This window comes from Streptomyces microflavus, assembly GCF_014650075.1.
GTDB classification, from domain to species: Bacteria; Actinomycetota; Actinomycetes; order Streptomycetales; family Streptomycetaceae; genus Streptomyces; species Streptomyces microflavus.
Genome location: NZ_BMUG01000010.1, coordinates 57437 through 83419, shown reverse-complemented (window position 1 = coordinate 83419; position 25983 = coordinate 57437). Strand labels below are relative to the sequence as shown.

Genomic DNA, 25983 nt, shown 5'->3' with positions numbered 1-25983 from the left:
TGCGACCGAAAGGGACATGTGATGGGGATGGGGCTGGGGTTCTTCCTGTTGCCCGCAGGCGGTGCGCTGAGCCTGACCGGGGTGTTCCTGGGCAGCGGCACGCTGATCAGCCTGAGCTGGATCATGTGGCTGGCCGGCATCCTGCTGCTGATCGCCCAGCGCTACCGCCGCCCTCCGGACCCGCAGGTGCTGGCCGCCGCCGCTGCCGCCGGGGACGCCCGTGCGGTACGGGGGCTGCGCACGCTCGCCCTGGACGCGCGGAGCCAGGGGCGGCCGGAGGCGGCGGAGCGGATGCTGCGGCAGGCGGCGAAGGCCGGGGACGTGGAGTCGATGTGGGAGCTGGGGCGGCTGCTCCAGGAGCGGGAGGGCCTGGCGACGGCGGAGCCGTGGTTCCGGATGGCCGCCGGGCGCGGTCACACCGTCGCCAGGCGGCTGTTCCGGGCGGGCGGCGAGCTGAACCGGGACGGGTCCAGCCCGCTGTAGCCCGCCGCCGCACGCCTCGGCAGGCCTCCGCCGTACGCCTCAGCAGCCCGCCGCCGTACGTCTCAGGCCAGGCCCAGCGCCGCCCGGGGCAGGAACGCCAGCCGAGCCGTCTTCTCCGGCTTCTCGATCTCCGGGCCCAGCTCGAACCCGACCCGGACCATCCGGGCGAGCGCCTTCTCGTTGCGGGCATCCGGCTCGACGACGACCCGCAGGTGGGCCGGGTCGCTGAAGACATAGCCGATGAACGCGGTGAGGAGCGCGTCCGTGTACCCCTTCACCGGTCCCTCGGCGGGCGCGATCAGCAGGTGGATGCCGAGGTCCCCGGGCCGCACGTCGTAGTGCTCGCCCACCGGGTCGGCGTCCGGCTGGTACGTCTGGAAGAGCGCGGCCGGGACGCCGTCGCGGAGCGCCAGGTAGGCGTGGTGGGTGGGGAGCGAGTCGACGAACTCGTAGATCTCCTGGACCTGTTCGCGGGTGTGGTCGGCCATGCCCCAGAAGCGGGCGCGCTCCTCGGTGACCCAGGCGTGCAGCAGACCGGCGTCGGCCGCCGGGACGACCGGGACCAGGCGGACGACCCCGAAGCCCTCGACCTTCTGCTCGTGGACGGCCGGGCGCAGGGCGGGGACGGTGGAGGCGTCGGGGTCGGGGGGCGTGGCGGCGGTCATGGTCGTGCTCTCCTCGAATCGGTGCTCGGTGCGGTGTTCCGTGACGCGTTCCGTGACGCGTTCCGTGCGGTGCAGCAGGTTCCAGTCGGTGACCACCGGGGCTAGCCGGCCGCTCGCCCACAGCTCCGTCTGGTCGCGGTGGTGGGCGGAGCCCGGCACCCCGGAAGCGCCGAACGGCACCACCCAGAGGCTGTCGTCGCGGCGGGCCAGGTCCCAGACGTACCTGGCGGCGGGCCCCCGGGCGAAGAGGTCGGTGATCCCGGGGACGCTGGAGGTGGAGAGCACGCAGTCGTGGTCGCCCGCGAGCCCCGGCCGGACCTCCTCGGGGGTCGCGTCCGGCAGCGCCTGCCAGGGGGAGACCCGGTGGACCTCGCCCCAGGCGCTCGGGCCGGGGCCCTCCGCGTGCGTGGCGGCGACCGCTTCGGCCGAGGCCGCGACCATCGCCAGCCGGTCCTCGTACGGGAGGAGTCCGACGGTGAGCAGGGACTCCAGGGCGTAGCCGATCCGGGGTACGGCGGCGAGCCAGGGGCGGAAGAGCGGCGGGTACGCGGTCGAGCGCCAGGGGTCGGCGTCGCCCGTGACGGGGCGCAGGGCCGGGTGGCCGGCCAGCCGGTGGACGACGTCCGCGCGCAGCCGGGCGTAGAGGGTCGCGTCGGTGCTGTCCGCGTCCATGTGGCGGTCCCAGCTCAGCAGCCGGTCCCGCAGGCGTTCGGCGTCCGGGCCGAGGTCCGGTGCCCAGGCGAGCAGGGAGAGGAGCCGGCGGGAGGAGGCGAGGTGGGTGTCGGTGTGGACGGCGGCCATGTCCGCGGCCGACCAGGGCGGGCCGGTGACCTTCCGCACGCCGGTGGCGCTGGTCGCTGCCGCGCCCGGGGCCGTGCCGAGCAACTCCCGTATGCGGTCGGCGCGGTGCGGGGGCGCGAACTCGATGCCGAGGGGGGCGGCGAGGCCGCGCTCGTTGGCCATCACGGCGGTACCGGTGGCGGTGTCGACCTCGGTACGGGGCAGGGGCTCGCCGCCCTCGCGCCAGGCGTACGCGGGGTCGTGCGCGGGGACGACCCGCAGCCGGTTCTCGTAGGGGCGCACGGGGACGTGCCCGGCGACCCGGTGCAGGGTGGCCCCGGTGGTGTCGGCGGCCAGGACCACGTTGACGGGTTCGACCCAGCCGTCGAGGGCGGTGTCGAGGTCGGCGACCGTACGGGCCCTGAGCAGCGCGGGCAGCACGTCGAAGCCGAGGTCGCCGGTGACGCGGGGCGGGTAGCGGAGGCTGATGACGGGCGCGTCGGGGGCCGCGTCGGTGTCCGGGTCCCCGGGTACGTCCCCGATGATCACCGGCCCCCGGTCCGTCTCCACGATCTCGACCGTCTCCGGCTCTCCCCCGGCGACCTCGACGGTCTCGGTGTGGGCGTGGACCCGGTACCAGCCGTCCGGCCCGAGTGCCTCCGCCCCGCCGTCCGCCGTGCGGCGCACCTGCTCCCGGTAGAGGTCCTGGTAGTCGGCCATCGCGTTGGTGATCGCCCAGGCGACGCCTCCCGCGTGCCCGAAGTGGGCGATGCCCGGGACGCCGGGGACGGCGAGGCCCACCACGTCGAACTCGGGGCAGGCGAGCCGGATCTGCTGGTAGACGCCGGGGTCCTCGATGAAGCGGTGCGGGTCGCCCGCGACGACCGGGGCGCCGGTGGTGGTGCGGGCGCCGGTGAGGAGCCAGCCGTTGGAGCCGGAGGTGCCGGGGCCGTCGGTGGCGAAGAGGGCCGCGCGGTCGTCGCCGAGCCTGCGGGCGACCTCTTCGCGCCAGAGTTTGGTGGGGAACCCGGCGAAGAGGATGTGGGTGGAGAGCCAGACGCCGAGCGGGGTCCAGGGCTCCCAGCGGCCGGGGGCGAGCCCGGCGGCGGCGAACTCCGGTGCCTGGGCGGCCCCTTCGGCCAGGCCCTCGTTGACCCCGTCGACGTACGCGCCCACCCAGGCTGCGGTCTCCGGCGCGAGGCGGTCGAAACAGCGGCGGGCGGTGTCGGCGAGCCGGGCCCGACGGGCGAACCGGTCCCAGTCGACGGCCTCCGCACCGAGGTACGCGGCGGTCGTCCCGAGCACCCGGTGGCGCTCGGTCTCCAGCTGCCAGGCCCGATCCCGGGCGGCGTTGTGGCCCTGCGCGCGGGCCAGGCCGAGGGCGCTGCCCGCCCTCAGGTGGGGTATCCCCCGGTCGTCCCGGAAGACCTCGAAGCCGCCGGTGGCCCCCGTGTCCGGTCCTTCGCTGTTCGGTCTCTCGCTGTCGATGTCAGCGGTCATCGTTCTGCCATCCCCTGCTTCCGGTGGTTTTCAGCCACTCCCCTGCCCCCGGAATTTAGGTTAGCCTAACCTAAAGTGACCCTTTGGGCAGTGGGCCGGGGCACCAGGGGAAGGTGGGAGACACCGTGGGTCATGGCTGGGAAGGCGTCGTTCTCAAACTGTTCCGGGGGCGGGATTTCACGTTCACCGTGACCGGCGCCGAGCAAGTCACCGACCGGTTCCGCCGGGTGCATGTGACCGATGGCGGACTCCTCGCCGCGACCGGCGGCGCACACCCCACGATGTGGGTGCGGCTCTGGTTCGAGAAGGACGGCAAACCGCATCAGCGGGCCTACACGCTGGTCGACCCGGACCCCGAGGCCGGGACCTTCAGTCTGGAATTCGCCCTCCACGAGGGCCCCGCCTGCGACTGGGCGAAGGGAGCCGAGGCCGGTGACACGATCGACGCGACGCTCCAGGGCACCGGCTTCGACCTGCCCGACCCGGCGCCCTCGCGGCTCTTCGTGATCGGTGACCCGGCCGCGCTCCCCGCGATCAACTCGCTGCTGGACGCGATCCCGGAGACCCCGGCGACCATCTGGTTCGAGTCCTCGGACGAGGCCGACCGGAAACTGCCCTTCCGCCTCGACGAGGCCCACCACACCCTGCACCACGTGGAGCGCCGCGAGAGCGGTGCGCACCTGGTCGCCGAGGTGAAGGCGGCCCTGCCGGCGCTGCTGGGCGATGACCACTCGGACGCGTACGTCTGGGTCGCCTGCGACACGGCGACCACCCGGGCCCTGTCGGCGTACCTCCGCAAGGAGCTGGGCCTGCCCAAGGACCGGGTGAACGCACTGGGTTACTGGCGGCCGTAGCAGCCAGAGGTGCGCTACCGGAGACCTCAGTCCTCGACCACGAGGGCCGGGGTCTCCTTCGTCAGTACCTCGCCCCGGAAGAACGCCGGGCTGCGGCGCTCCATCGCGACCATCAGCACCACGCCGAGGAGCAGCAGCCCCACCCCGATGACGAAGACCGAGCCGACGCCGAGGACCGAGGAGCCGGAGCCGTACGCCGGGTCCCACATGTCGTAGAGGGTCTTGACGAAGACGGCGGCGAGCAGCAGACCGCCGACGACCGGGAAGAGCCCCTTGAAGACCAGGTCCCGGGCGGAGCGGGTCAGTTCGGCGCGGAAGTACCAGGCGCAGGCGAAGGCGGTCAGCGCGTAGTAGAAGCAGATCATGAGGCCGAGCGCGTAGATGGTGTCGACCAGGACGTGCTCGCTGACCAGGGTCATCACGGTGTAGAAGACGCCGGTCCCGATGCCCGCCGTGATCGTCGCCCGGCCGGGTGTCTTGAAGCGGGGGTGGACCTTGGCGTACGAGGCCGGCATCGCCTCGTACGCGGACATCGCCAGGACCGTTCGGGCCACCGGGATGAACGTGGTCTGGAGGCTGGCGGCGGCCGAGGCGAGGACGGCGACGAAGAGCAGCACGCCGAGGCCGGGGCCCATCACCGGTCCGGCGAGGGCGGCGAAGACGTTGTCGGAGGTCTCCGGGTTGGCGAGGCCGAGCCCGGAGGTGCCGGAGCCGACGGCCATCTGGGCGGCTATGCCGGTGGCCAGGTAGGAGCCGACCAGGACGACCATCGCGATGAGGGCGGCCCGGCCGGGGGTCTTCTCGCTGCCGGTGGTCTCCTCGTTGGCGGTCAGGCAGGCGTCCCAGCCCCAGAACATGAAGATGGAGAGGGAGAGGCCGGCCGTGAAGGCCGCGAAGGACTGGACGGCGAACGGGTTCAGCCAGGACCAGGAGAAGTCGAGCGAGGTGGCGAAGGACGCGTCACCGCTGCCCGCCTTGGACAGCGCCATCGTCACGAAGAGCGCGAGGACGGCGAGTTGGAGGCCGACCAGGGCGTACTGGATGCCCTTGGTGGCGGTCATCCCCCGGTAGCTGATCGCGGTGGCGGCGGCGATGAGGGCGAGGCAGGTGGTGATGTGGACGAGCTTGTTGTCGTCCAGGGCGGCGACCGAGGCGCTGTTGGTGACCTCGCCCGCCAGGAGCCAGAAGTACGAGGTGGCGACGCCCGCCAGGTTGGACAGGACGATGATCGTCGCGATGACGAGGCCCCAGCCGCACATCCAGCCGACGCGCGGGCCGAACGCCTTCACCGTCCAGGTGAAGGAGGTGCCGCAGTCCGGCATGACCTTGTTGAGCTCGCGGTAGGCGAAGGCGACCAGCAGCATCGGCAGGAACCCGGCCAGGAAGACGGCGGGCATCTGCACGCCGACCTCGCCGGCGGTGGAGCCGAGGGTGGAGGTCAGGCAGTAGACGGGGGCGACGGTGGAGACACCGATGACGGCGCTGCCCATCAGGCCGACGGAGTTCCCGCCGAGGCCCTTGCCGCGTACACCGCCGTCGGCCGGGGCGCTTCCCCGTACCGTGTCTCCGGCCCGTGGCCGCGCGTCCAGCTGAGTCATGAGGAGGACGCTATGCGCTGCGATATCCACATTCGGAGGGTGAGACTCCAACGTCTCACCCTTGCTTACATCGGCCGATCCTCCATGAACACCTCATCAATTCAAGGCCACATATGCGTGAAGCCTTGCAATGCATGCCGGTCGCACGACACCGACCACGTACGGTAATCGCAGCACTGTCCGTTTTGTGCCGATTCAAAATTTTCCCGCGCCCCGTGGGAGCGGTGTCAGCCGGGCCAGACGATCGCCTGCGTCTCGCTGTAGGCGTGCAGCGCGTACGAGCCCACGTCCCGTCCCACACCGCTCTTCTTGAACCCCCCGAACGGGGCCTCCATGTTCCTCCCGACCGTGTTGACGCCGACCCCGCCCGCGCGCAGTCGCCCGGCCAGGCGGAAGGCGCGGGCCACATCGCCGGACCAGACGTAGTCGATCAGGCCGTAGTCGCTGTCGTTGGCGAGCGCGACGCCCTCCTCCTCGTCGTCGAAGGGGACGACCACGACGACCGGGCCGAAGATCTCCTCGCGGACGACCCGCATGTCGGGGGTGCAGTCGGCGAGGAGGGTGGGGGCCACGTAGAACCCCCGGTCCAGGTGGGCGGGGCGGGCGCCGCCCGTGACCACCCGCGCGCCCTCCTTCCGGCCCAGCTCCACGTACGCCTCCACACGGTCGCGGTGGGCGGCGGAGATGACCGGGCCGACGACGGTGGCCCGGTCGGAGGGGTCCCCGACGGTGAGCGCTTCGGCGTACGCGGCCAGCATGGCGATCAACTCGCCCTGGCGGGACCGGTGGACCAGGACCCGGGTCGGAGCCGTACAGATCTGTCCGCTGTAGAAGGAGAACGTGGTGCCGATGCCCGCGACGGCGGAGTTCAGGTCCGCGTCCTCCATGACCAGCGCGGCGCCCTTCCCGCCCAGCTCCATCAGCTGCCGCTTCATCCCGCGCCCGCACACCTCCGCGATGCGCTGCCCGACGGCGGTGGAGCCGGTGAAGCTGACCATGTCGACGTCCGGGGAGTCCACGGCGGCCTCCCCCGCCTCCGCACCCGACCCGGTGACCACGTTCACCACACCCGGCGGAACGCCCGCCTCCGCGAGGGCGGCGGCCATCCGGTAGACGGAGAGCGGGTCCTGCGGGGCGGGCTTCACGAGGACCGTGTTGCCCATCGCGAGAGCGGGCGCGATCTTGCCGGCCGGGTTGGCCCAGGGGTTGTTGTACGAGGTGATGCAGGTGACCACGCCTACCGGCCGGCGCACGGCCAGCGCCCCGAACACCCCGGCCCGGCCCATCGGCCCGGCCTCGTTGATCTGCGGCGCGATGGCCTCCTCGACGGGCTCCAGCGCACCTTTCGCGTACCGCCGGAAGCGGGCGACGCCGACCCCCACCTGCATCCCCCGGGCGGTGGAGGCGGTGGCTCCGCTCTCCGCGCGGGCGACCTCGGCGTGGGCGAGGAAGTCGCGCTGGACGAGGTCGGCGGCCCGGTCCAGGATCGCGGCGCGCTCCTCGGACCGGGTGCGGGACCAGTTCGAGAACGCCTCCTTGGCCGCCGCCGCGGCCTCGTACACCTGGGCGCGGCTCGCCTCGGGGGCGAGGCCGACGACCTCCTCGGTGGCGGGGTCGACGACCTCGTAGTGGCCGTCGGCGGGCTCGGTCCACTCCCCGCCGATGAAGAGCTTCTGCGGTCCGGTGGGGTTCACGCCGTACTCACCGTCCGGGTGTCGCGGCCCGAGCGCAGCACCGTCCCCGGCACCGCCCCCGTCACCTTGTCGTCGCGCAGGGTCTCGACCCCGTTGACGCGTACGGAGACGATCCCGATGGCCTTGGAGTCCAGGCGCGGGCTGTCCCCGGGCAGGTCGTGGACGAGGGTGGCCGGTCCGGCGTCGATCCGCTCGGGGTCGAAGAGGACGAGGTCGGCGTGGAAGCCCTCCTCGATCCGGCCGCGTTCGCGCAGCCCGAAGAGGCGGGCCGGGTCGTCGGTGAGCATCTTGACGGCTGCGGTGAGGGGCACGAGTTTCCGCCCGCGCAGGCAGTCGCCGAGGAAGCGGGTGGTGTACGGGGCCCCGCACATCCGGTCCAGGTGCGCGCCCGCGTCGGAGCCGCCGAGCATGACGTCCTCGTGCTCCCAGGTGCGCTGCCGCAGGGCCCAGGAGTCCGGGTCGTTGTCGGTGGGCATCGGCCACAGGACCGTACGCAGGTCGTCGGCGGCGCAGATCTCGACCAGGCAGTGGAAGGGGTCCTGGCCGCGTTCGGCGGCGATGTCGTTGACGACGCGTCCGCCGAGCCCTTCGTTGGCGGCGCTGTACGTGTCCCCGATGACGTACCGGCCGAAGTCGGCGAGGCGCCGGAAGACCCCGGCCTCCTTGCTGTCGGCGCGGCTCAGCATCTCGGTGCGGGTGGCGGCGTCCCGGAGGCGTTCGATGCGCTCGGGGACGGGGAGCGCGAGGATCTCGCCCCAGCCGGGGATGAGGTTGAGGGCGCAGAAGGTGCCGAGCGACATGTTCATGGGCGTGAGGATCGGCATGGTGAGGGCGACGATCCGCCCGCCGGCGCGGCGGGCTCGCTCACTCGGTATCAACTGGCGCGGTACGCGTTCGGGGACGGCGGCGTCGATGGTGAGCACGTTCCAGTTGAGCGGGCGCCCGGCGGCGGCGGTCATGTCGACGAAGAGGTCGATCTCCTCGTCGGAGAACTGGTCCAGGCACCCGGCGACGATCGCTTCGAGCTGGGTCCCCTCGTGCTCGCCGACCGCGCGGGAGAGCGCGAGCAGCTCCTCGGGGAGGGCGTGCCGGGAGGCGACGGGCTCGCCGTCGCCGTCGGCGTGGGTGGAGGACTGGGTGGTGGAGAGGCCCCAGGCCCCGGCGTCCATGGCGTCGTGGAAGAGGGCGAGCATGGCGTCCATCTGCGCGGGGGTCGGCTGCCCGCCGACCGCATCGGCACCCATCACATGCCGCCGCAGGGCACAGTGCCCGACCATGAACCCGGCGTTGACGGCGATGCGGCCTTCGAGGGCGTCGAGGTACTCCCGGAAGGTGGACCAGGTCCAGTCGACGCCCTCCTCCAGGGCCGCGAGGGCCATGCCCTCGACCCGGGACATCATCCGGCGGGTGTAGTCGGCGTCCTCGGGCCGGTCGGGGTGGAGCGGGGCGAGGGTGAACCCGCAGTTGCCGCCGGCGACGGTGGTGACGCCGTGGTTCATGGAGGGGGTGGCGTAGGGGTCCCAGAAGAGCTGGGCGTCGTAGTGGGTGTGCGGGTCGACGAAGCCGGGGGCGAGGACGAGCCCGTCGGCGTCCTCACTGGTGACGGCTTCCTCGGCGATGGTCCCCGGCACGGCGATGACGGCGATCCTGCCGCCGCGGAGGCCGACGTCGGCGGTGTAGGCGGGGCCGCCGGTGCCGTCCACGACGGTCGCGCGGCGGATGAGGTGGTCGAGCATGACGGTTCCCTTCCGGTGGGTTCCTTCTTCGGCTCGGGTGCTCCGGCTCGGGTGCTCCGGCTGGGGTGCTCCGGCTCGGGTGCTCCGGCTCGGGTGGGACAGCCGGGGTACGCACGCTTGGCCGCGGTACGTACCCCGGCTCACAGGGCGACGGTCCGGGAAGACGCCGCCCGGTTCTCGGTGGGGGCTCCGCCCCCACACCCCCGCTCCTCAATCGCCGGAGGGGCTTGATCTGTCCGGCCCACTTCCAGACTGGGGCGGCCATTCCAGCCCCGCCGGCGTTTGAGGCGCGGGGTTCGGGGCGGAGCCCCGACGTGGGCCCGAGGGTTCAGTCCGTGGCGGCCCGGAACCGCGAGGTCCGGTGCACCGGATCCGTATCGATCTGCGGAATCACGTGCTCCCCGATCAACCGAATCGTGGTCATCGTGTCCTCCGGACTGATCCCGATCGGCAACCCGAAGCTCAGCTGATCCGCCCCGGCCCGATCCCACCGCCGGCACTGCTTCAGCACCTCGTCGGGATCCCCGCAGATCATCAGCTCCTCCGCGATGAGCAGCTCCACGATCTCCTCGGTGTACTCCGGAAGCAGCTGCGGCCACTCCGGAATCCCCGCAGGCCGCGGAAACGTGTCGTGGTAGCGGAACAGCAGCGACTGGAGGTAGTTGAGCCCGCCGCCCACCGCGATCTCCACCGCCTTGGCATGCGTCTCGGCACAGATCGCCGTCGACGTCACCATCACGTTGTCGTTGACGAACGCCCCCACCGGCTCGGCGTCCTTGACCGCGTTCTTGTAGGACTCGACGACCCACTCCATGTCGGAGACCTTCTGCACGCTGAAGCCCAGCACCCCGAGCCCCTTCTTCCCCGCCATGGCGTACGAGGACGGCGACCCGGCCGCGTACCACATGGCCGGGTGGGACTTCCCGTACGGCTTCGGCAGGATCTTGCGCGGCGGCAGCGACCAGTGCTTGCCCTGGAAGCCGACGTACTCGTCCTGGAGCCACATCTTGGGGAACTCGGCGATCGTCTCCTCCCACAGCTCCTTCGTGTGGTTCATGTCGGTGATGCCCGGCATGAACCCGAGGATCTCGTGGCTGCCCGCCCCCCGCCCGGTGCCGAACTCGAAGCGCCCCTCGGAGAGATGGTCGAGCATGGCGACCTTCTCCGCGACCTTCACCGGGTGGTTGACGGGCGCGAGCGGGTTGAAGATGCCCGAGCCGAGGTGGATGCGGTCGGTGGCGTGCGCGAGGTAGCCGAGGTACACGTCGTTGGCGGAGAGGTGCGAGTACTCCTCCAGGAAGTGGTGCTCGGAGGCCCAGGCGTACTTGAAGCCGGACTTGTCCGCCTGGATGACGTACTCGGTCTCCTCGATCAGTGCCTTGTGCTCTGCCTCGGGGTCCACCTTGGCGCGCGCGGCGGGCACGTACCCCTGAACAAAGAGCCCGAATTCCACGGAGGTTCACCGTCCTCAAGTTTTCCTGAGTCTTCCTGACGGCTCTTCTGACGCACCGTCAGATTGTGATGCGACCGACTGTTCCACCACCACCGCGACCCGTCAATAGCTGACGAGTCGTCAGATAGTGCGGTCAGAACAGGCTGACCCCCGCCAGCCACCCCCCGTCGATGACGAACGGCTGCCCGGTGATGTACGAGGAGTCCCCGGAGGTCAGGAAGAGGGCCAGCGCGGCCACCTCCTCGGGCCGCCCGATCCGCCCCATCGGCACGAGCTTGCGGTAGTACGCGTCGAGCGCGGCGTCCGACCGGCTCAGGTCGGCGTCCGGGTCCAGCAGGGCCGGGTTGCTCATCGCCGTGTCGATCGCCCCCGGGCAGATGGCGTTGACCCGGACCCCCTTGCCCGCCAACTCCACGGCGGCCACCTTCGTGAGCCCCAGCACCGCGTGCTTGGTCGCGGCGTACGCGCCCACCAGCGCCATGCCCGTCAGGCCGGTGTACGAGGACGTGTTGACGATCGTCCCGCCGCCCGCGGACTCGATCTCCGGCGCCACGGCGCGTATCCCGAGGAACGCACCCGTCATATTGACCCGCACCACCTGCTCGAACTCGGCCAGCGGGGTGTTGACCAGCTCGTTGAAGCGCAGGATGCCCGCGTTGTTGACGAGCCCGTCGATCTTCCCGAAGGCATCCTTGGCCACGGTGACGGCCTCGGCCCACCCCTCCTCGCTCCCCACGTCCAGCCGCACGAACCGGGCGACGCCCTCCCCCAACTCCTTCGCCAGCGCCTCCCCTTGCTCGACCAGCACATCGGCGATGACGACCCGCGCCCCCTCCGCCGCGAAGAGCCGCGCCTCCTGCTCGCCCTGCCCGCGTGCCGCCCCGGTGACCAGGACGACCCGCCCGTCCAGCTTGCCCATACCGCTCTCCCTAGCTGCCGAGATGAGGGGCCACGTCCGCACCGAACGCCGCCATCTGATCGGTCAGTTCGTCCACGCTCCGGCTCCGGAACCGCACCTGGATCTGGTGCACGCCGATCGCCGCGTACGCCCGCAACGACTCCGCGAGCGCCTCGGGCTTCCCGGCGAGGATCCGCCGCCCCACGGACCACCCGGGCTCACCCACGTACAGCGGTTCGGTGATCGCACCGATGACGATCGGCTCCTCGACCCCCGCCTCCTCCCGCAGGGCGTGCACCCGGGCGATCTGCGCGGGCAGCCGGTCCCGGGGGTCGCCCTGCGGGAGCCAGCCGTCGCCCTTCACCGCCGCCCGGCGCACGGCGGCGGGCGAGGAGCCGCCCACCCAGAGGGGCACCCGTTCCTGCGCGGGGCGCGGCAGCTGTCCGAGCCCGCCGAAGGAGAACCGCTCCCCCGCGAACTCCGGGTACTCCTGCGGCCCGAGCGCCGCCCGCAGCGCGTCGATCGTCTCGTCGAGCACGCCCCCGCGGCCGTCGAAGTCCGCCCCGACCGCCTCGAACTCCTCCCGTACGTGCCCGGCCCCGACGCCCAGGATCAGCCGGCCGCCGCTGAGGTGGTCGAGGGTGGCGTACTGCTTGGCGGTGACGAGCGGGTGGCGCAGCCCGACGACGGCGACATGGCTCATCAGACGCACGCGCTCGGTGACCCCGGCCAGGAACGCGAGCGTGGCGACGGGGTCGTACCAGACCGTGCTCATCCCTTCGGCGAGCCGGCGCGGGATGGCGATGTGGTCGCAGCTCGCGATGTAGGCGAAGCCGCTGCGGTCGGCGGCCCGGGCGATGCGGACGAGGTCGGCGGGGACCGCCACCGCCTCCCAGGGTTCGGCGTAGATGGCGCTCTGCGACTGGACCGGGAGCTGTATCCCGTACGACAGCGGCCCGTCGGGCGACGGGAGCGGTAGCGGCACGGCGGCCTCCTTCCCCTTCGGCCCCGGGGCGTTCCCCGCCCCGGGTGACGGCCGCCATCGTCATACCTGACGCCCCATCAGACAAGGGGCAGGGGGAGGGAAGAGGGGGTCCAGGAACTCACGCATACGGGAATGCGCGGCTCCGGATGAACGCGGAAAGAATGCGGGCGTAACGCCGCCGCCCGCGCCCCGCCCCATTCCCATGGCGTTGATCACAGGAAAAGCACAGCCCCGGAGAGCAACTGCCCCTTTTCGCTCTCTCTGTCTGCTCGCGACAAGGCGGGTCAGCCCGTCGCGGCCGGGAAATTCCCACCGTACGTTGGCATCTCCGCCATACCATCGCCACAGGCCACCCGCGTGATCCGTAACCGCCGGGACGGTCACACCCATTCTTTTTCCCGGACCAAAAGGGCCCATGTGAAGATTCGCCGCGTTCTCGCCACGGCCGTCGCCATTGCCGTGACGACGCCTGCCGTCATGCTCTCCGTCACCCCCGCGTTCGCCGACACCGAGCCCGCCGCGCAGCCGCAGGCCAAGCCGACCGTCAAGGAGCTCGAAAAGGCGGCGGCCGAGGCGCAGAAGGCGTACGACGAAGCCGTCGCGGCGGAGGAGGCCGCCTACCAGGCCGTGGAGGACGCGGTCTCCGAGACCGCGCCCCTCAACGTGGCGGCTGAGAAGGCCCGGAAGGCCGCGGACGAGGCCGCCACCGCGAAGACCACCGCCGACGAGGCGGTCACGGACGCGCTCGACGACCTGACCGAGGCGGCCACCGACGCGGAGAGGGAAGCCGCCGAGAAGGCGCTCGCCGAAGCCAAGGCGGCTGCCACGGCTGCGGCGACGACAGCGGAGACCGCCGAGGCCGACGCCAAGGCCGCCCTCAAGCTGTCGGACGACGCGAGGCGCGAGGCTTTCAAGGCTCTCGGCAAGGCCCAGGACGCCACGAAGCAGACCCTCGCCGCCAAGACGGCCGCCGACGCGGCCCTGGCCCGCGCCAAGGAGGAGGAGAACCAGGGTGGCGGGGAGTGCCTGGACGAGCCCGGCCTCACCACGGTCGTCACCGGCTTCCCCTCCAAGGTCACCGCCGGTACCGCCACCACCTTCTCGGTCCGGGTGACCAACGGCACCGACAAGGACATGGAGAAGGTCCTCACGTACGCGAGCGTCCACGCGACCGACAAGAGCGGCGCCAAGGACATCGCCAAGTACCTGAAGCTGAAGTGGTCTTCCGCTTCGTCCCCGAAGTGGAAGACCGTCGACGGCGACCTCTACATCGACACCATCGGCGCGCTGAAGCGCGGCGAGCACGGCGACATCAAGCTGCGCCTGGACGTCGACGCCAAGGCCCCGGCCGGGCAGGGCCTCACCTTCATCGCGGGTGACTACTTCAACAAGGACGGCTGCGGCCTGACGCCGGACGCCGCCGTGAACAAGTTCGACATCAAGGCGGCGGCCGGCAAGCCCACCCCCAAGCCGGACCCCAAGCCCACCAAGACCGCCGCGGCCGGCTCCGGGGTCACCCCGCAGGGCTCGGGTTCGAGCGTCCCGGTGAACACGACGAACGGCAGCCTCGCGGCGACCGGCTCGTCCGACGCCACCGCGCAGATCGCTCTGGCGGGCGGCGCGGCCGTGGTGCTCGGCGCCGGCGCGATGTTCCTCGTGCGCCGCCGCAGGACGGGTGCGGACGTCTGAGACGTGGCGAGCGTGACGACGCCTGGGCACGCCCGAGGCAGGGTGAGCGTGACGACGCCTGAAGCGTAGGCGCGTGACGAGGAGGGGCTCCGCCGCAGACCGCGGCGGGGCCCCTCCGTCGTACGGCCGACCGTACGGCCAACCGAACGGCCGACCGCCCGGCCCCTTGCCCTAGATCGCACTCCAACTCCTAAAGTGCCGCGAAACCCCGGCGGAACAGGCCGGGGGCCACGGAACAGGGGAGCGGACATGCGCTATCGCACACTCGGCGGCACCGGCATCAAGGTGAGCGCGCACTGCCTCGGGACCATGATGTTCGGCTCGGTCGGCAACCCCGACCACGAGGAGTCCGTACGGGTCATCCATGCCGCCCTCGACGCGGGCATCAACTTCGTCGACACGGCGGACATGTACTCCGCGGGCGAGTCCGAAGTCATCGTCGGAAAAGCGCTCAAGGGCCGCCGGGACGACGTGGTGCTCGCCACGAAGGTCCACTTCCCCATGGGTGACGGCCCCAACCGAGGTGGTAATTCCCGGCGTTGGATCGTCAAGGAGGTCGAGGAGAGCCTGCGCCGCCTCGGCACCGAGTGGATCGACCTCTACCAGGTCCACCGTCCCGACCATACGACGGACATCGAGGAGACCCTCTCCGCGTTGAGCGACCTCGTACGGCAGGGCAAGATCCGCGCGTTCGGCTGCTCGACGTTCCCGGCCGAGGAGATCGTCGAGTCGCACGTCGTGGCCGAGCGGCGGGGGCTGGACCGGTTCAGGACCGAGCAGCCGCCGTACTCGATCCTCGCCCGGGGCATCGAGAAGTCGGTCCTCCCGGTCTGCCGCCGCTACGGCATGGGCGTCCTCACCTGGAGCCCGCTGGCCTCCGGCTTCCTGACCGGCAAGTACCGCAAGGGCGGGGCCATCGACCTGTCGTCCGGCCGCGCGGCCCTGACCCCCCACCGCTTCGACCCGGAGGCCCCGCTGACCGCCGCGAAGCTGGAGGTCGTGGAGCGGCTCGTGGCCGTGGCGGACAGCATCGGCACCACACTGCCCGAGCTGGCCGTCGCGTTCCCGATCGCCCACCCCGCCGTCACTTCGGTGATCATCGGCCCGCGCACGATGGGCCAGTTGGAGGGCCTGCTGAAGGGTGCCTCGCTGACCTTGGACGACGAGACCCTGGACCGCATCGACGCGATCGTGGCCCCGGGGACGGACGTCTACCCGCCGGACGGTGTCTGGACCCCGCCGTCCCTGACCGAAGTCCCGCTGCGCAGGCGGCCGGTGGGGGACCGGGCGGGGGCGTAGGCGCCTGGGGGGGGCACTTCCGCCCGCCCCCCAACCCGGCCTTGCACAACCGGACTTCGGGCCGTAGGGCGCATCGGTGAACCCGAGGGATTCCGACCCTGCACGCACCTTGCCAGAGGCTCCCGCCCCCTTCTATCTTCGCCTGAGGGAAAGCGCTTTCTATCCTCGGCGATGCGGCGCGGACACAGAACTCCGGCATGCCGCACGCCTCACGACAACAGGAGCCACCACCCTCAGGAACAGGAACCACCTCCCGCACGCGACCGCGTACGGGAGCGCTCCCACATGTCATGAACGCGACAGATGAATGGGGAAACGAAGATGAGACGACCAGTCGTACGGCGGCTGCAGGCCGCCGTGGCCGCCCTGGCCCTCGCGGCCGCCACCGGAGTGGTGCTGACGTCGGCGCCCGCGGCCTCGGCGGCGACCGGCAGCGCCACCGGGTACGCCACCCAGAACGGCGGGACCACCGGCGGGGCCGGCGGCCAGACGGTACGGGCCACCACCGGGACCCAGATCCACGCGGCCCTGTGCGGGCGGGCCAGCAGCAGCACCCCGATCGTCATCGAGGTCGAGGGCACCATCAACCACGGCAACACCACCAAGGTCTCCGGCAGCAGCTGCAACACCGCCGCGGGCGTGATCGAGCTCAAGCAGATCAGCAACGTCACGATCGTCGGCGTCGGCAGCGGGGCCGTCTTCGACCAGCTGGGCATCCACCTGCGCGAAGCCGGCAACATCATCATCCAGAACGTCACCGTCCGGAACGTCAAGAAGTCCGGTTCGCCCACCTCCAACGGCGGTGACGCCATCGGTATGGAGTCCGGCGTCCGCAACGTCTGGGTCGATCACACGACCCTTGAGGCGTCGGGCGGCGAGTCGGAGGGGTACGACGGCCTCTTCGACATGAAGGACGACACCCAGTACGTGACCCTGTCGTACAGCATCCTGCGCAACTCCGGCCGCGGCGGCCTCGTGGGGTCCAGCGAGAGCGACCGCTCGAACGGCTTCGTCACCTACCACCACAACCTGTACCAGAACATCGACTCCCGTGCGCCCCTGCTGCGCGGCGGCATCGCCCACATCTACAACAACCACTACGTCAGGCTCAACGAATCCGGCATCAACTCCCGCGCCGGGGCCCGCGCCAAGGTGGAGAACAACTACTTCAAGGACTCCAAGGACGTCCTCGGCACCTTCTACACCGACCAGGCCGGCTACTGGCAGGTCAGTGGCAACACGCTCGACAACGTGACCTGGTCCAGCCCGGGCGGCACGACCCAGCCCGCCGGTCCCGACATGAAGTCCACCACCACGGTGAACATCCCCTACACCTACCGCGCCGACGCGGCCGGTTGCGTGCCGGACGTCGTGAACCGGACGGCCGGCGCCGGAACGGGGCTGAAGGTCTCGGACGGGAACTGCTCCCCGCAGACCCCCACGCCGGGGCCGACCGACCCCACCCCCGGACCGACCGACCCGACTCCGGGGCCGACCGACCCCACCCCACCCACCGGGACCAACCTCAGCCTCGGCGCCGGCTCCGACGGCTCCAGCAAGGCTGCCGGTACCAGCTACGGCGACCTCCGCGACGGCAACCTGACCACCTACTGGTCGCCCGCCGGCGCCACCGGCTCCGCCTCGGTCAAGTGGGCCTCCGCCACCGCCGTCTCCTCGGTCCACATCCGCGAGGCGGCCGGCGCGACGGGCAACATCAGGACGTGGCGGCTCCTGAACGGTGACACCGGCGCCGTTCTGACCTCCGGTACCGGGGCGGGGGCCGTCACCTTCCCCCGGACCACCCTGCGGAAGATCACCTTCGAGATCACCGGCTCGACCGGCACCCCGAAGATCGCCGAGTACGAGACCTACGCGGGCTAGCCGGGAGGACCCGCCCACCGCCCACGACCCGCATCCCCGCGTCCCCGGGAGGTGCGGGTCACGGGCGTCCGGTCAGCGGGCGTCGGACAGCCAGCGGGCCGGAGTGTGGGCGCGGGCCTCGGCGGCGGTGAGCTGCGGCCGGTCGGCGGGGACGGTGACACGGGCGCCGGGGCCGGTGTTGCGGTGCTCGGCGAAGCGCTGGTCCTGCCAGGGGAAGCCCGCGGACATGGTGGCGTACGGCGTCACCGCGTCGATCCCCGGCCCGAGCCGGCTGTCCCGGACGGTCAGCATCGGGCGCGCGGTGAGGTCCGACGAGGGCACCCAGGGGCGGGCGAGCTTGTAGTACGCGTCGGGGGCGGCGCTCGTGACCCGGGAGCGCAGGACCAGGAAGCCGTACGGGTTGGCCCCGGCCGTGCTCGGCGCGAAGACGTAGCCGTACGGGGCCGAGGCCAGGTCGGTGCGGGTGAGCGTACGGAAGTGGCAGCGGTCGAAGACGGCGGTGGCGCGACCGAAGACGAAGTCGACGTCCCCCTCCATGAAGCAGTCGCGGTAGTACTGGCGGGCAGCTGCGGTGACGGCGAGGGAGTCGGCGTACAGGGTGTCCTGGTGACCGAGGAACCGGCAGCCGTAGAACGCCGACCGGTCGCCCTGGACCTTGATGGCGACGGCCTGCGTGCCCGTGTACGCGGGGTTGTCCGAGCGCAACCAGTCGTTGGCGAAGGTCAGGTCGCGGGCCGTGAACCCGGCCGCCCGGACCGTGACGGAGGCCGATCCGCTGGTGCCCAGGGTCCCGGAGCCATCGGGCTTCGGCGTGCCCGCCGCGTTGTCGTACACGAGCACGGTGTCCCGGGCGTCGTTGCTCGCGCCGATCAGGGTGAGCCCCTCGTGGGCGGGGCCGATGAGCACGGTCGCCCGGTACACGCCGGGGGCGATCACGAGGGTGTGCCCGGTGCCGGTCACCGCGTCGACGGCGGACTGTACGTCGGTGTGGTCGCCCCGGCCGTGCCCGTCGACGTACAGCGTGCGGTGGTCCAGCCGTCGGGCGGGTGAGCCGTAACGGCCGAAGGGACGGAGGCGCGCGGGACCGGCGTGGGCGGCGGGCGCGCCGAGGGTGAGGGCGGCGGTGGTTCCGGCGAACAGGGCGAGAGCGGTGCGCCTGCTGGGCATGGGTCTCCTCGGAGTGAGCGCGAAAGGCCGGAGCGGCGCTCTCCGGGATGGTGGAAAGCATGCGGTGCCGCTCCGGCCGGTTCGGGGACGTGCAGGTTCGGGGACGTACAGGTTCAGGGACGTGCAGGTTCAGGGGGCGTACGGGTTCGGGGGCGTACGGGTTCGGGGGGCGTACGGGTTCGGGGGCGTACAAGCGCGAAAGGCGCTCTCTCAGTGGCCGGTCACGCTCGCCTTGCCCGCTCCCGCCTTGAGCGCCACAACTACGGGCACGACGAGCGGGTGGTGGACCGACGTCCGCAGGCCGGGCGTCCAGCCCGCGCCCTCGGTGAGGTGCTCGGCCGGCACACTCGCGTTGTGCACGGCGACCAGGTCGGTCTTCCGCCCGTTGACGTAGTTGTTCTCCGCCGTGAGCGAGGACTCCGACCACTTCTTCAGGATCGTCGCCCGGTCGACCTCCCGCGTGAGGGTGAACGCGTTGTGCTCCGCGACCAGTCGGGACTCCGCGCCGATGCCGTACGTGTATCCGTAGGCGCTGCCCCTGGTCGCCACGAAGTGGTTGTTGTACGAGTCGACCTGGCCGAACCGCACGCGCGGGGCCCGCTCCTTGACGTCCTTGAAGAGGTTGTGGTGGAGCGTGACGCGGAGCTTGCCCCGGTCGGTGGCCCCGGCGCCGTCGCTGTTGCCGATGAGCATGGTCTTGTCGTGGTCCTTGAGGACGTTCCACGAGACGGTGACCAGGTCGGCGCCGCGCACGATGTCGAAGAGGCCGTCGTGCTGCTGGTACACCTGGCCGAAGTAGTGGGGCTGGTCGGCGTCGGGGCGGTCGCCGTCGCTGAACGTGTTGTGGTCGACCCAGACATGGCGGGAGCCGTACACCACGAGGTTGTCGTACTCCGCGTTCCAGGCGCCCCCGGCCCCGTCCGTGGGGTCCCACTGGGGGAAGCAGTCGTAGGTGTCCTCGAAGCCGATGTTGCGGATGATGACGTTGGAGACGTCTCTCACCTGGAGCCCGGCGCCGATGATCTTCGGGTTCTTCCCGACGCCGACCAGGGTGGTGTTGGAGGGCACCTTGATGTTGACGGCGGCCGCCTGCAGCTTCGCGGAGGCGGCGCGGGCCTCCTCCAGCGGGCCCGAGGGGACCGTGTCCCGGCCCCAGACCTCGGGGTCGTAGGCGGCGAGGTACTTCTCCAGGGTGTAGCCGCCCGTCCGGTACTCCTCGCAGCCGATCGGCGTGCCGTCGGCGTCGGAGTTGCCGTGCACGGTCCCGGAGATCCTGATGATCTTCGGTGCGTCGCCCGCCTCCGCGAAGGCGGCGATGAGTTCGGCCCGGTCGGTCACCGTGTAGACGTGGTCGTGGGTGGCGTTCGCGCCCCCCGTGGTGGAGCCCTCGGCGGCGGCCCAGCCGTCCCCGGCGGGCAGTACGGCGCGCTCGACGCCCGGACCGGGGTGGCGCGGGTGGGCGGTGGCCCGGGCCGGGGTGCTGAGGGCGAGGGCCAGGGAGGCGCAGCCCAGGGTCACCGCGATGGCGCGGGTGTGGCGCTTGCGTGCGGGCATGGCGAATCCTTCTGTGTCGTCGGGAGAGGGGCCGGCGGCGGGGCGCGACCCGGACCGCCGCCGGCCCCCCGTCATCGGGGGCAGGACAGGAGGGGCGGCCGGATCAGCCGTTGCCGATCTCGTTCCACTCCTGGTTGGCGGCGTTCAGCTGCTCGGCCATGTCGTCCAGGAACGCCTTGGCCGTGATCTTGCCGAGCAGCAGCTTCTGGAACTCCGGCTCGTTGTCCGCCTTGCTGATGTTGTTCCAGTCGGGCAGGTAGTACGGCAGGTCGACGATCTTCGTGGAGCCGTCGGTCAGCGTCTTGGCAGCCAGCGCGGTCGACTCCGTCGCGTTGATCCACGGGTCCTTCGCCGCTTCGGTGTTGGCCGGCATCGCACCGGCCGACTCGTTCCACTTGCTGTTGGACTCGTGGGAGGCCGCGAACTCGATGAACTTCCAGGCCGCGGTCTTGTTCCGGCTCGACCGGAAGAGGCCGAGGCCGTCGACGGGGTTGGAGACCTGGACGCGGGTGCCGCCGTCCCCGACGGGGGCGGGTATGCCCGCGAACTTCTCCTCGCCGAGGGCCTTCAAGTGGTCCTGGTAGGAGCCCAGGTTGTGGCTCAGCATGCCGATCGTGCCGGTGTCCCACTGGGCCACCATCTTGGTGAAGTCGTTGTTGACGTCGGCCGCCGGCGTGGTCTTCTTGAAGAGCCCGGCGTACTTCTCCAGAGCGGCGACGTTCTTCGGATCGTTGAGCGTCGTCCTGTCGCCCTTCCAGAACTCGGTGATGCCGGACTGGCCGTAGACGGCGTCCAGTGCCTGCGCGATGGAGCCGGCGCCGCCGCGGATCGTGTAGCCGAACTTGTTGTTCTTGGCGTCGGTGAGCTTGTCGGCCGCCGTGTAGAACTTCGCCCAGGTGTCGGGCGCCTCCAGACCTGCCTGGTCGAACAGGTCGGTGCGGTACCAGAGCACGCCGTTGTTCGCGGAGGTCGGTACGGAGTAGATGTCGTCGCCCCGGCCGGCCGCCGCGCGGACGCTCTCGACCATGGACTCGACGAGCTTGCCCTTGAGCGCCGAGCCCTCCAGCCGCTCGTTGACCGGTTCCAGGGCTTCCTGCGACACGATGTTGGCCAGGTAGGCCGTGCCGACCCCGCCCACGTCGGGCAGCCCGCCGCCCGCGATCGCGGTGTCGTACTTGGACTGGACGTCGGCGATCGGGATCGGGACGTACTTGACCTTGATGTCCGGGTTCTGCTTCTCGAAGTCCTTGATGATCTCGGTCCAGACGGCGGTACGGGGACCGCCGTTGTTGTCCCAGAAGGTGATCTCGCCCTTTCCGCTGCCTTCCGTGCCGGAACCGCTGCCGTCGTCACCGCACGCGGTGGCCGTCAGCGCGAGCACGGCCGTGAGGGAGACCGCTGCCGCGGCACGCCCCCGCTGTGTCTTCGAGATGTTCATCGTCGGCTCTTCTCTGTCCGTGTGATGCGGGAGGGGATGGGTCGGTGGTGCGGAATGCGGTGAAGCGGGCCGTTCCGGCGGGGCCCGTCCCGGCCGGTGCGGTGGCGAAGAGACCGAGGAGGGCCCCGCGGTCGTGGCGGGGGGAGGCGAAGTCGGCGTTCAGGACCGGGTTGCGATAGGTGCCGTCGCCGAGGTCGGCGGTCCAGGGCCGGCCCACCGGGCCACCGCCCGGCGTGGGCCCGCTCACCGGGCCACCGCCCGGCGCGCGTACCCGGCCGCGGTCTCCCGGTCCAGCCTGCCGTCGGCGACGACGGTGATGATCCGGCGTACGACGGATCCCCCGGCGGGTACGGGCAGCCGCTCGTGCGCCGCGAGGGAGGAGCCGACGCCCGGGTACTCGGCGGTGCGCACGAACCACGGGTCGCGCCGGGTCTCCTCGGTCGCCCCCACGAAGACGAGGGTCCAGCCGTCCCCGGCGAGGGCCAGCCAGTCGGCGGCGCGGCCGTGGGCCTCGCTCTCGCCCTCACCCGTGGCGCTGAACACGGCGGGCGGCGCGGCCTCCTTGGGAGCGCGCCAGAAGAACCCGCCGTACCCGGCACCGGGACGCCCGTTGGTGGCGGGGCTGCCGATGGAGAGGTCCCTGTCCCCGTGGTTGGTGAGCACGAAGGAGAGGTCCAGCTCCCAGGCGGTGGAGGCGATCGGGGTGGCGGTCACCGTGCGGTGCTCGCGGAGGAGTTCGACGCCTGCCGCCTCCCACCCGAGCTCCTGGGTGAAGCCGTCCGGGCTGCGGTGCGGCCGGGCGAGGTGGCGCTGGACACCGAGGTTGTCGAGCGCGGTGGGGCCCCGGCCCCGTACGAAGGTGCGGCCGCCCCAGAAGTTGTACCCGGCCACATCGGGGACGGCGACCGAGACGCCCAGGTGGTGGAGGTGGTCGGCGGGGCGCTCCTCGGTGACGGTGATCCCGCCCAGGGTGGTGACGGGATGGAGGCGGGGGCGGTCGTCCGCCCCGGGCCCGTAGCCGTAGTGGGCGACGGTGGTGGTGCCGCAGGTCAGGGTGGCGGGGAGGTCGGGGAACGGGTCGGTGGGGTGGTGGGTCACGGGGTGGCCGCCTCACTCACCCGGGCCCAGGGGGCGCCCAGCTCGGAGAAGAGGGCGAGGGACTCGGCCCCGGAGGCGACCAGGGCGTCGATCCCGGGCACGACCCGCCGCGCGCCGCCGCCGGGCCCGTCGTACCGGGTCTCCCAGGCACCGGCGGGCAGCGGGGCGGGCTCGGGGGCCGTACGTACGGCCTCGACGACCCGCATGAACGCGCCGGTGCTCGCGGGTGGCGCCAGGAGCGGCGCCCCCCGCTCCAGGTGGTCGACGAGGTTCTCCAGGAGGTCGGTCCGCCCGTGGACGGTCTCCTCGGGGCCGTGCCCGGCGCGCTGGACCAGGACGCGGTCCTGCTTGTACCAGAAGGTGATCCGGCCCCGCTCGCCGTGCACGATGACGTACGGCTCCCCGGCCTGTTCGGCGCAGAGGGTGACGGCGACGGTGACGGGCAGGCCGCCGGTGGTGGTGATCCGGACGCTGCTGGTGTCGTCCGCCTCGATGTGGTGGGCCCGGAACAGCTCGGTCTCGATGGAGCGGAGGTCCTCGGCCCGGCCCCGGCAGGCGAGGTCGAGTGCGGTGGCCACGGCGTGCGCCAGCGGGTTGGTGAGGACGCCGTCGACCACGTCCGTCGAGCCGAGCCTGCGCCGCCCGGCCCAGGGCGCCCGCCGGAAGTAGGCGTCGTCGCGGACCCACGCCCCGGCGGCCCCGATGCCGGTGACGTTCCCGATGGCTCCGGTCCGTACGAGGTCGCGGATGGCGGGCAGGGCGTGCGACCCGAACGACTGGAACCCCACCTGGCAGGCGACACCCGCGCCTTCGACGCCGGCCGTCATCCGCGCGTGGTCGGCCCAGGTCGCGGCGGGCGGCTTCTCCAGCAGGAGGTGGACACCGCGCGCGGCGGCGGTGAGGGCCAGGCCGGTGTGGGTCTGGATGGGGGTGCAGATGACGGCGATCCGGGCTCCGGTGGAGTCGAGGAGCGCCCCGAAGTCGTCGGACTGCGCGGGCAGCTCCTCGTCGTGGAAGCCGGCGCCGGCGAGTTCCCCGGCGCTCAGCGGCTCCAGTTCGCAGACGCCGGCCAGCCTGACCCGGCCCCGGTCCTGGAGCCGGCGCAGGTTGGCGAGGTGCCACCGGCCGTGCCCACGGGCACCGGCCAGGACCACGGGAACGGGGCCGGGGGCCGTCATGTCCTGGGCCGGGGTGGCCATGTCCCTGGTCATCCCTTCACCGCCCCGGCGCTGAAGCCCGTGATGAGCCACTTCTGGATGAAGGCGAAGACGATCACCACGGGCACCGCCGCGATGACACCGCCCGCCGCCAGCGCGCCCAGGTCGACGCTGTCCGCGCCGATCAGGGTGTTGAGGCCGACCGGGATCGTCTGCTTGTCCTGCTCGCTCAGGAACATCAGGGCGAACAGGAAATGGTTCCAGCTGTGCACGAAGGCGAAGGAGCCGACCGCGATCAGCCCGGGGCGCAGCAGCGGCAGCACGACCGCGCGGAAGGCGGTGAAGCGCGAGCAGCCGTCGACCCAGGCGGCCTCCTCCAGGGAGACCGGGACGTTCTTGATGAACCCGCTGATCAGGATGATCGACAGGGGGAGCTGGAAGACCGTCTCCGCGATGACGACGCTGCCCAGCGAGTTGATCATCTGGAGGTTCCGGAAGATCTCGAAGAGCGGCACGAGCATGAGGGCGCCCGGGATGAACTGGGAGCAGAGCAGCGCCAGCATGAACGCGCCCTTGATCCTGAAGTCGAACCGGGCCAGGGCGTAGCCGCCCGCGAGGGCGACCACCGTCGTGGCGACGAGGGTGGCGACGCCGACGATCATGCTGTTCTGGAAGAAGACGGCGAAGCTCCGCTCGTTCCAGACCTTGGAGAAGTGCTGCCCGGTCATCGGCCAGGGCACCAGCGAGGTGGAACCGGCGGGCCGTACGGCGAAGAGCAGCATCCAGTAGAACGGGATGAGCGTGAACAGCAGGTAGAGGCCGAGCGGCAGATAGATCTGCCAGCGCGGTACGTCGTCGAAGGCGCGTTCACGTCCGGGGCGGCGGCGTGAGGAGGGCGGCGGAGTGCTGTGGCCGGCGGACCGCTGGGCGGTGCCGCTCTTCTCCGTGAGTAGAACGGTCACTTGTGATCGCCTCCGAACTTGCTCAGGCGCAGATACACGATCGAACAGAAGAGGAGGATCACGAACGCGACGGTGGTGAGCGCGGAGGCGTACCCGAAGTCGTGGCCCTCGATGCCGGTATTGGCGACGTAGAGCGGCAGGGTGGTGGTCTCCCCGGCGGGCCCGCCGCCGGTGAGGGTGTAGAGCAGGTCGACGTTGTTGAACTCCCAGACGCCGCGCAGCAGGGTGGCGAGGATGATCGCGTCCCGCAGGTGCGGCAGCGTGATGTGGAAGAACTGCCGCAGCCGGCCCGCCCCGTCGACCGACGCCGCCTCGTACAGCTCCTTGGAGACGGACTGGAGGTCGGCGAGGATGAGGATCGCGAAGAAGGGGACACCGCGCCAGAGTTCGGTGACGGTGGCCGCCCAGAAGACGGTCCCGGTGTCCGACAGCACCGAGGTGCCGTACTCGCCGATCCCGGCGTCCGCGAGGTAACGGCTGAAGCCGGTCGAGGAGTTGTAGAGCAGGATCCAGATCGTGCTGGTCAGCACACCGGAGACGGCCCACGGCGAGAAGACCATGGCCCGGGAGATGCCGCGCCCGATGAAGGTCTGGTTGACGATCAGGGCGAGCGCGAGGCCGAGGACGAGTTGCAGCGTGACCTGGGTGAAGACCCACTGGGCGCTGAAGCCGAGGGTCGGCCAGAACTGGTCGTCCTCGGTGAAGATCCGCCGGAAGTTGTCGAGCCCGGCGAAGCCGTTCCGCCACGGCTTGGTGACGTTGTAGTTCTGCAGGCTGTAGTAGAAGACACTGATCACCGGATAGGCGATGAAGCCCAGCATCAGCAGGCCCGCGGGCGCGATCAGCAGATACGGCAAGCGGCGAGGGCTCACCGGCCGGCGCCGGGGCGCCTCGGGCGGCGGTGTGGCCACGGCTGCGGATTGGGCCATGACGCGTCTCCGATCTCTGGGAAGTGCGGGGTGCTGGATGCTGGATGTGCGGTGCCTGCTGGGGGGTGCGAGGGGCCATTTGTGAAAGCGCTTGCTATACGGTCCTGGGCCGGCCTGGGGACTGCGGAGTACGGCATACGGGGTACGGGGTGGAGGCCGGAGC

Annotated in this window: 19 protein-coding genes; 5 read left to right on the top strand and 14 right to left on the bottom strand. The window is 71.4% G+C overall.

Annotated features, from left to right (window positions below; genetic code table 11):
• Nucleotides 1–27: 27 nt before the first annotated feature.
• Nucleotides 28–483, top strand: a complete 456-nt coding sequence (locus IE264_RS27320; protein ID WP_032758215.1) for an SEL1-like repeat protein — start codon at nt 28–30, stop codon at nt 481–483.
• Between the two features lie 62 nt (nt 484–545).
• On the opposite strand, the gene IE264_RS27315 is transcribed toward IE264_RS27320, so the two are convergent.
• Nucleotides 546–3428 carry a GNAT family N-acetyltransferase gene (locus tag IE264_RS27315; protein WP_078657512.1) on the bottom strand — a complete coding sequence of 961 codons (2883 nt, stop codon included), beginning with the start codon at nt 3426–3428 and terminating at the stop codon, nt 546–548.
• 125 nt (nt 3429–3553) lie between these two features.
• Between IE264_RS27315 and IE264_RS27310 the strand changes: the two genes are divergently transcribed.
• A complete protein-coding gene (locus tag IE264_RS27310; protein ID WP_032758147.1) occupies nt 3554–4282 on the top strand; it encodes a siderophore-interacting protein in 729 nt (242 codons plus the stop codon).
• Between the two features lie 26 nt (nt 4283–4308).
• On the opposite strand, the gene IE264_RS27305 is transcribed toward IE264_RS27310, so the two are convergent.
• The 6 genes from IE264_RS27305 to IE264_RS27280 form a co-directional block, all read right to left on the bottom strand.
• Nucleotides 4309–5880, bottom strand: a complete 1572-nt coding sequence (locus IE264_RS27305) for an APC family permease (protein WP_031124073.1) — start codon at nt 5878–5880, stop codon at nt 4309–4311.
• A 227-nt stretch (nt 5881–6107) separates the two neighbouring features.
• Nucleotides 6108–7574, bottom strand: a complete 1467-nt coding sequence (locus IE264_RS27300; RefSeq protein ID WP_032758148.1) for an aldehyde dehydrogenase family protein — start codon at nt 7572–7574, stop codon at nt 6108–6110.
• Nucleotides 7571–9310 (bottom strand): N-acyl-D-amino-acid deacylase family protein, encoded by a 1740-nt coding sequence (locus IE264_RS27295; RefSeq protein WP_032758150.1) that lies wholly within the window; start codon nt 9308–9310, stop codon nt 7571–7573. Before IE264_RS27295 ends, IE264_RS27300 begins: the two co-directional genes overlap by 4 nt.
• Nucleotides 9311–9638: 328 nt before the next feature.
• A complete protein-coding gene (locus IE264_RS27290) occupies nt 9639–10763 on the bottom strand; it encodes an LLM class flavin-dependent oxidoreductase (protein WP_032758151.1) in 1125 nt (374 codons plus the stop codon).
• Between the two features lie 133 nt (nt 10764–10896).
• Nucleotides 10897–11682, bottom strand: coding sequence for an SDR family NAD(P)-dependent oxidoreductase (locus tag IE264_RS27285; RefSeq protein WP_032758152.1), 786 nt, complete (start codon nt 11680–11682; stop codon nt 10897–10899).
• A gap of 10 nt (nt 11683–11692) precedes the next feature.
• Nucleotides 11693–12646 (bottom strand): LLM class F420-dependent oxidoreductase, encoded by a 954-nt coding sequence (locus IE264_RS27280; RefSeq protein WP_015609204.1) that lies wholly within the window; start codon nt 12644–12646, stop codon nt 11693–11695.
• A gap of 417 nt (nt 12647–13063) precedes the next feature.
• Between IE264_RS27280 and IE264_RS27275 the strand changes: the two genes are divergently transcribed.
• The 3 genes from IE264_RS27275 (at nt 13064) to IE264_RS27265 (ending at nt 17515) form a co-directional block, all read left to right on the top strand.
• Nucleotides 13064–14335 carry an LAETG motif-containing sortase-dependent surface protein gene (locus IE264_RS27275; protein ID WP_032758153.1) on the top strand — a complete coding sequence of 424 codons (1272 nt, stop codon included), beginning with the start codon at nt 13064–13066 and terminating at the stop codon, nt 14333–14335.
• Nucleotides 14336–14584: 249 nt separating this feature from the next.
• On the top strand, nt 14585–15634 hold the full coding sequence (locus IE264_RS27270; protein ID WP_032758155.1) for an aldo/keto reductase: 1050 nt from the start codon (nt 14585–14587) through the stop codon (nt 15632–15634).
• A 321-nt stretch (nt 15635–15955) separates the two neighbouring features.
• Entirely contained in the window at nt 15956–17515 is a 1560-nt protein-coding gene (locus IE264_RS27265; RefSeq protein WP_032758156.1) for a pectate lyase family protein, read from the top strand.
• Nucleotides 17516–17587: 72 nt separating this feature from the next.
• Here IE264_RS27265 and IE264_RS27260 read toward each other — a convergent pair whose 3' ends face one another.
• The 7 genes from IE264_RS27260 to IE264_RS27230 form a co-directional block, all read right to left on the bottom strand.
• On the bottom strand, nt 17588–18682 hold the full coding sequence (locus IE264_RS27260; RefSeq protein WP_032758158.1) for a pectinesterase family protein: 1095 nt from the start codon (nt 18680–18682) through the stop codon (nt 17588–17590).
• Nucleotides 18683–18892: 210 nt separating this feature from the next.
• Nucleotides 18893–20236, bottom strand: coding sequence for a pectate lyase family protein (locus IE264_RS27255; protein ID WP_032758159.1), 1344 nt, complete (start codon nt 20234–20236; stop codon nt 18893–18895).
• 103 nt (nt 20237–20339) lie between these two features.
• Nucleotides 20340–21674 (bottom strand): ABC transporter substrate-binding protein, encoded by a 1335-nt coding sequence (locus IE264_RS27250; protein WP_032758160.1) that lies wholly within the window; start codon nt 21672–21674, stop codon nt 20340–20342.
• 243 nt (nt 21675–21917) lie between these two features.
• Nucleotides 21918–22727: a DUF6807 domain-containing protein gene (locus tag IE264_RS27245; protein WP_032758217.1), complete on the bottom strand. Its 810-nt coding sequence runs from the start codon at nt 22725–22727 to the stop codon at nt 21918–21920.
• Between the two features lie 41 nt (nt 22728–22768).
• Nucleotides 22769–23983, bottom strand: coding sequence for a Gfo/Idh/MocA family protein (locus IE264_RS27240; protein ID WP_190167718.1), 1215 nt, complete (start codon nt 23981–23983; stop codon nt 22769–22771).
• The gene (locus tag IE264_RS27235; RefSeq protein ID WP_032758161.1) at nt 23980–24891 is read right to left on the bottom strand and encodes a carbohydrate ABC transporter permease; all 912 of its coding nucleotides are present in this window, start codon (nt 24889–24891) and stop codon (nt 23980–23982) included. Before IE264_RS27235 ends, IE264_RS27240 begins: the two co-directional genes overlap by 4 nt.
• Complete coding sequence (locus tag IE264_RS27230; RefSeq protein WP_032758162.1) at nt 24888–25820, bottom strand: carbohydrate ABC transporter permease; 933 nt, start codon at nt 25818–25820, stop codon at nt 24888–24890. Before IE264_RS27230 ends, IE264_RS27235 begins: the two co-directional genes overlap by 4 nt.
• Between the last annotated feature and the right edge of the window lie 163 nt (nt 25821–25983).